We start from the raw sequence: 5147 nt of genomic DNA on the forward strand, positions 1-5147 counted from the left end.
GCGTCTGCCATCGGGCGGTGGTGATCGGGGCGGGGCAAGCGGTATCCTTAGCCTCCGACTTGGCACCGCGGGCAGCCCGGTTCAGAACAGTCGCGCCGAAGCTACGTGCCAAGGGGGCGGAGCGGGCGGTCGAGATGTTCCTCGCGCGCGATGCGGTTGCACCAGCTGCCTTTACCGCGTTCATGTCGGACCGCGCCGCGCGACGGCTGTGCGACCGGCTGGTCGACTTGGGCGTAGTTCATGAACTGACCGGTCGCGACACGTTCCGCTTGTATGGGGTTTGATCATGGCACCCGACAAGCGCGCGGCACTTGGTCTGGACCGCGAACTGGCAGACTTGCCGATAGATCTGCGTTGGCGCGAGTGGATGCGACGCATCGAGGCGGTGCTTTTTGCCTCCGCGACGCCAGTTGCGCGTGACGATCTGGCACGGGTGGTGGGGCAGGGGGCATCGGTCGATCTGTTGATCGAGGATCTCGCCGCCGATCTGGCCGACCGGCCCTATGAGGTGGCGCGGATCGGGTCGGGTTGGATGCTGCGCACCAAGGCAGTCTATGCGCCGGCAATCCGGGCTGCAGCGAATCTGAGCGGACAGGCGCTGGATTTGAACGCATTCGATCTCGCCGTGCTGGCCGCTATTGCTTACCACCAGCCGATCAGCCGGGACGGGCTCAAGGACATTTTTGGGCGCGAGATCAGCCGGGATCTGGTCGGGCGGCTGGCCGAACGCGCGCTGATCTCCACAGGCCCCCGCGCCCCCCGTCGCGGCGCGCCCTATACGTTTGTGACCACCGAGACATTCCTTGCTGCCTTTGGGATGCAGAGCTTGCGCGACTTGGCTGACCCAGAACAACTCGCAGATGCGGGCCTGTCGGCTCCATGAGATGCTGCCCGCTCTCGGTTGTGGAATTTGCGGTTAGCATAAAAGCGCATTGCTTTCCGAAACTATGCCGAGAATCCACATAAAGCTTGGTCGATCACCATCCCAAATTGCCCTTCGCTCAGCCGTCCAAAGAACGCGGCGCATCTTGTGCATAAAGCGCGAGGAAGCGGACTTCGGCGTGCCGATCGGCATCGGGGTTATTGCTAGAGGGCATGGCAGCTGCACAAAAGAAGCAGATTGTCGATCAATTGCGGAAAGCAGGGAGTGCCGGGCTAGTTGCGACAAGCGGAGCAATCTCGCTACGGCACATGCTGCTTAGAGCGGGGTGGAGTGATCCTGAGCAGAGTGTCATTCGTCGGGTGCGGCCTTTTGGCGTCGCTCATTATGCCAAGCATAAGCTGACGGAACTGGATATGATGTGCGGGCAGGTCAGGCAGAAATTTTCTATACGGCAAAGGTGGTGTCGTGCAGCGCGCGCGAGCCACCGATCCTGTATACGTTACCAATCAAAACCCCATGGCGCATTTCCCCGGGTACCATCGGGCAATATCTCGGCGCGGGAGGTCCGCAGCAGATCTGACAAAGACTGCGACGGCGTCTCGACATCATCGCCTAAACTCCGCGGCCGCGCGGGTGTCAAAAGCGTTTATCGGCCCCATGGCTTCACTTGGTAACTTTTGCAGCTATCTCCTATCGAATTATAGAAAGGACTGTCATGACCTTCAAAGAATTTATGGCCACCTGTGTTGCGCGACATGATGCGCGGGGACATTTCATTCGGCTTGCGTTGGCGGATGTCCGGTTTTCAGTTGGAGCTAGTTTTGAAGAATTGCGGCAATACATGCTAAAGCGCCATGGCAGTAAGATTATCGCGGATGCGGGCGAAATCGTTTGGAAGGATTACCAAGCATCCGAACGTAAAGCGCGCAAGATCGTAGGATTCAACTCTTGACTGAGGCGTGACTTGAAACCGACCAATTGGAGGCCGGGGTCATCATCCGGCTGACCTGGAGGGTGGTTTTCACCACTGCTGATTTGAGCCATCTTACGTTGGCGGTCGGATTACTCCTGATGATGGTTGCCGGTTAGGCTCCCGTCAGTATTCGTACCTTGGCGGGGCGCCGCCTGAATTAAAGTGCTTTCCGGTCTCGACAGTAGGACTGCGTCACGTGTGTGCTCACCCACCTTCGAACATTATCGGGCATTTTGAGCAAATCTATTACAGTGATACCATTCCTCTCAACTAATTTCGCGGGCATTGCCCAACCTTAGCGCTTGTGTATGAAAACTATTAGCATTGAAGGTGGCTGCTGCGCAGAAAAATCGTTTTGGCGCACAGCCTCATACACTGAGCGACATGTTGCCGGCAGCGGTTTGCAAGCCACGAGGGGCGCCGATGGCATGCCGTCAAGTATTGACTTGGTATTAATGCTAACGATCGGCGCACCTTGCGCACCGGGCAGCCCGATCCTCAACTCGAGCCACAGCGTCACTCAAAGTCATCCACAAATTTAGTCGCTCTTCCTCTTTGGTTCCAAAATTACCAAGCCAAGCGTCAACAAAATCTAGTCCAGCCCACTGCGCGGTAAGAAGCGGCTATCGCACTTGTCACAATCATGACGATTGCATGGGCGTGCCTTATCGTCCTGAGGTAGCAGGAAGATCCCAAACCACACGAGGCCCTGAACGAGAGGCATGCCTTGCGGATAAGTGTTTATAAGGCATGGTTTTGAGAAAAGGCCAAACCACTGCCGGAGCAGATGAATGTCGGAAACCTACCCCGAGGAGGTCGTCGCGGATGCGATGGAGCCAATCATATCGCTTGATGTCCCTTTGATTTTACAGGCCAGCATCAAGCGGCACGGAAAAAATCTGATGGAACTTGCGACCAGTTTGCTCGACGCCGGCATCGACGAGCTGCATGTGCGGTCCGTTATAGGCCATGCATGCTCGTCGTATCGCGATGAGCTCATCACAGCAATTTTGAGATTGGGAGACCGACATGAGATTTGACCGGAAGCTCGCCGATGAAGAGGGACGTCTAGAAGCGTTACGTCGCTATGATGTTCTCGATACACCTCCGGAGGCACCTTTCGATAGGCTGACCGAACTTGTTCGAAGTGTTCTGGGTGTTCCGATTGCCGCCGTGACACTGGTCGATGCCGAACGACAATGGTTCAAATCCATCGCTGGATTGAACGCCTGCGAGACGTCACTGGAAATTTCGTTTTGCGCCCACGCCATTAAGAAGCGCGAACCTCTGGTGATTTCGGATGCAACGCTTGATATGCGCTTTGCCAAAAATCCACTGGTGACGGGCGACCCCTGGATCCGAAGTTATCTCGGCATACCGCTTGAAACGCCAGACGGGTATAACGTGGGAGCGCTATGTGCGATTGACACAAAGCCCCGGACTTTTCCGCGCATGAAATTGCCGTGATGACCAGTTTTGCGAAGCTGGTGTTGAACGAGTTGGGCTTAGGCAGATTGCCATGAGCGATGGGCTCACGGGCGCGATGAGCCGCCGTGCATAGGTCGACGCGGCGGGTAAGGAGTTCGCCAGAAGCAGGAGATATGGCACCGACGCTTCAGTTGTCGTGTTTGACGTTGACCGCTTCAAGCGTGTCAATGACGTCTACGGCCATCCCGCTGGAGATTCGGTGCTGCGAACACTTGCGCAGCGCGGTCTTGGCGTATTGCGGGAGAGCGACCTTTTGGGGCGGATCGGCGGCGAAGAATTTGCCGTTTTGCTGCCAGCCACAAATGCGATCGGCGCCGCTGAATTGGCCGAACGTCTGCGAGTGGCATTTGCGGACACGCCGGTTATTGTGAACACTAGCCCGCTGCAAGTCACTGCCAGTTTCGGGATTTGCGGCTTGAACGGCGAGCTTACCGGCGTTGACGACTGGATGGCAGTGGCAGACAAACTGGTTTACCAAGCCAAGTCCAACGGCCGCAATCAATGCATGAGCAATGCTGCCCTGACGATAATTGAGTGACGGGCCCAACGCCGCAGCAGCTCACCGATCTCATGAACATCCTACTTCGCATTCAGTTGCCGGTATTTTGGTCTTTCAGAAAGGTTTCGCTGTGAGCGTGGCATTCCCAGCCGTCTGCGCCGCAAATCCAGGTTGAACTGTCAGCGGCGTAAAGAGTCTTGACTTCCCGTCCATCTTGACCTTTTGCGTGACATTGTAAGCAATGATCGCCACCTCCGGCGCTGGTGTGACCAGCATCGATAAGCGGTGAGATCCTTACCGCGCCCGGTCATGGCAACAGACTCAAATGGAACAGATCTTTCCGCAACTGACGCTAGACCGCATTGGCGCATGAGAAATTTGGGGCTGTCAGATCAGCTGGAAACGATCATCAGCAAACGGCGCAGACGCTTGAGACTGCCGTCGAGCCGATTATAAGTCGCAATAGCTTTGTAGAGCAGTCATTCCCGAAGCGCACCAGTTAAGCGCAACAAATATATGAGAAATAAAAGCTGTGTCCTGCTTAGACGGCTCATCTCTAGCCGGACAGGTCCGAGGGTTAACGATGTATCAAACCGTCCCACCCAATGAAGACTCCAGCACCGCGAGCTCTTGCCCGCCTGCCATCAAGTCCTGCAACCCCCCGGCATCAACCTCGCCACGTTCCGCAGTCCCCAAAGTCTGGCCTCGGTTCAGCACGGTGAAGCGATCCCCCACGGCCATCGCGTGCCGCACGTTATGGGTGATGAAAACCACGCCGATGCCTTGCTTGCGCACGCGGTCAACGGTGCTGAGCACGTTTGCGGTTTGGCGCACACCAAGCGCCGAGGTCGGTTCATCCAAGATCAGCACCTTGGCACCGAAATACACCGCGCGGGCAATCGCCACGGTCTGCCTCTCTCCGCCCGAAAGCGTGCCAACCGCCTGATCCGGGCCGCGCAGATTGATCCCCATCTTGCGCATCTCAGCCACCGCAATCTCGTCGGCAAACTTTGAGTTCATCGTGCGGAACGGCCAGATACCTTTCTCGGGCTCGCGGCCCATCCAGAAATTGCGACTGACGCTCATCAGCGGGATCATCGCGAGATCCTGATACACCGTAGCAATCCCCGCCGTCATCGCGTCGCGCGGGCTGGCGAAGCTTACGGATTTGCCATCGACCAGCATCTCCCCTTGGGTCGGCCGATAAACCCCCGACATGGTTTTGATGAACGTAGACTTCCCCGCGCCGTTATCGCCCAGCAAGCAGTGACATTCACCCGCCCGCACATCAAAGGACACCCCGT

Annotated in this window: 7 protein-coding genes; 6 read left to right on the forward strand and 1 reads right to left on the reverse strand. The window is 56.9% G+C overall.

All coding sequences use genetic code 11. The features are described from left to right. From JWS10_RS04245 to JWS10_RS04270, 6 genes are all read left to right on the forward strand, one after another. Positions 1 to 284: DUF1403 family protein (locus tag JWS10_RS04245; RefSeq protein ID WP_299505110.1), on the forward strand; the 284-nt coding region annotated here is incomplete at its 5' end. Between the two features lie 2 nt (positions 285 to 286). Continuing rightward, a complete protein-coding gene (locus JWS10_RS04250; RefSeq protein ID WP_299505111.1) occupies positions 287 to 883 on the forward strand; it encodes an SMC-Scp complex subunit ScpB in 597 nt (198 codons plus the stop codon). A gap of 715 nt (positions 884 to 1598) precedes the next feature. Further along, positions 1599 to 1835, forward strand: coding sequence for a hypothetical protein (locus JWS10_RS04255; RefSeq protein WP_299505112.1), 237 nt, complete (start codon positions 1599 to 1601; stop codon positions 1833 to 1835). 812 nt (positions 1836 to 2647) lie between these two features. Next, complete coding sequence (locus tag JWS10_RS04260) at positions 2648 to 2896, forward strand: hypothetical protein (protein WP_299505114.1); 249 nt, start codon at positions 2648 to 2650, stop codon at positions 2894 to 2896. Next, on the forward strand, positions 2886 to 3323 hold the full coding sequence (locus JWS10_RS04265) for a GAF domain-containing protein (protein WP_299505116.1): 438 nt from the start codon (positions 2886 to 2888) through the stop codon (positions 3321 to 3323). Before JWS10_RS04260 ends, JWS10_RS04265 begins: the two co-directional genes overlap by 11 nt. 157 nt (positions 3324 to 3480) lie before the next feature. Further along, the gene (locus JWS10_RS04270) at positions 3481 to 3882 is read left to right on the forward strand and encodes a GGDEF domain-containing protein (protein ID WP_299505118.1); all 402 of its coding nucleotides are present in this window, start codon (positions 3481 to 3483) and stop codon (positions 3880 to 3882) included. A 549-nt stretch (positions 3883 to 4431) separates the two neighbouring features. On the opposite strand, the gene JWS10_RS04275 is transcribed toward JWS10_RS04270, so the two are convergent. Beyond that, positions 4432 to 5147: ATP-binding cassette domain-containing protein (locus JWS10_RS04275; protein ID WP_299505120.1), on the reverse strand; the 716-nt coding region annotated here is incomplete at its 5' end.

It is taken from the genome of Cypionkella sp. (genome assembly GCF_028290025.1).
Taxonomy (GTDB): Bacteria; Pseudomonadota; Alphaproteobacteria; order Rhodobacterales; family Rhodobacteraceae; genus Cypionkella.

Excerpts from the sequence above, each read along its gene's own strand:
- JWS10_RS04250 (WP_299505111.1), top strand. The coding sequence starts at position 287 with ATGGCACCCGACAAGCGCGCGGCACTTGGTCTGGACCGCGAACTGGCA.
- JWS10_RS04265 (WP_299505116.1), top strand. The coding sequence starts at position 2,886 with ATGAGATTTGACCGGAAGCTCGCCGATGAAGAGGGACGTCTAGAAGCG.
- JWS10_RS04255 (WP_299505112.1), top strand. The coding sequence starts at position 1,599 with ATGACCTTCAAAGAATTTATGGCCACCTGTGTTGCGCGACATGATGCG.
- JWS10_RS04260 (WP_299505114.1), top strand. The coding sequence starts at position 2,648 with ATGTCGGAAACCTACCCCGAGGAGGTCGTCGCGGATGCGATGGAGCCA.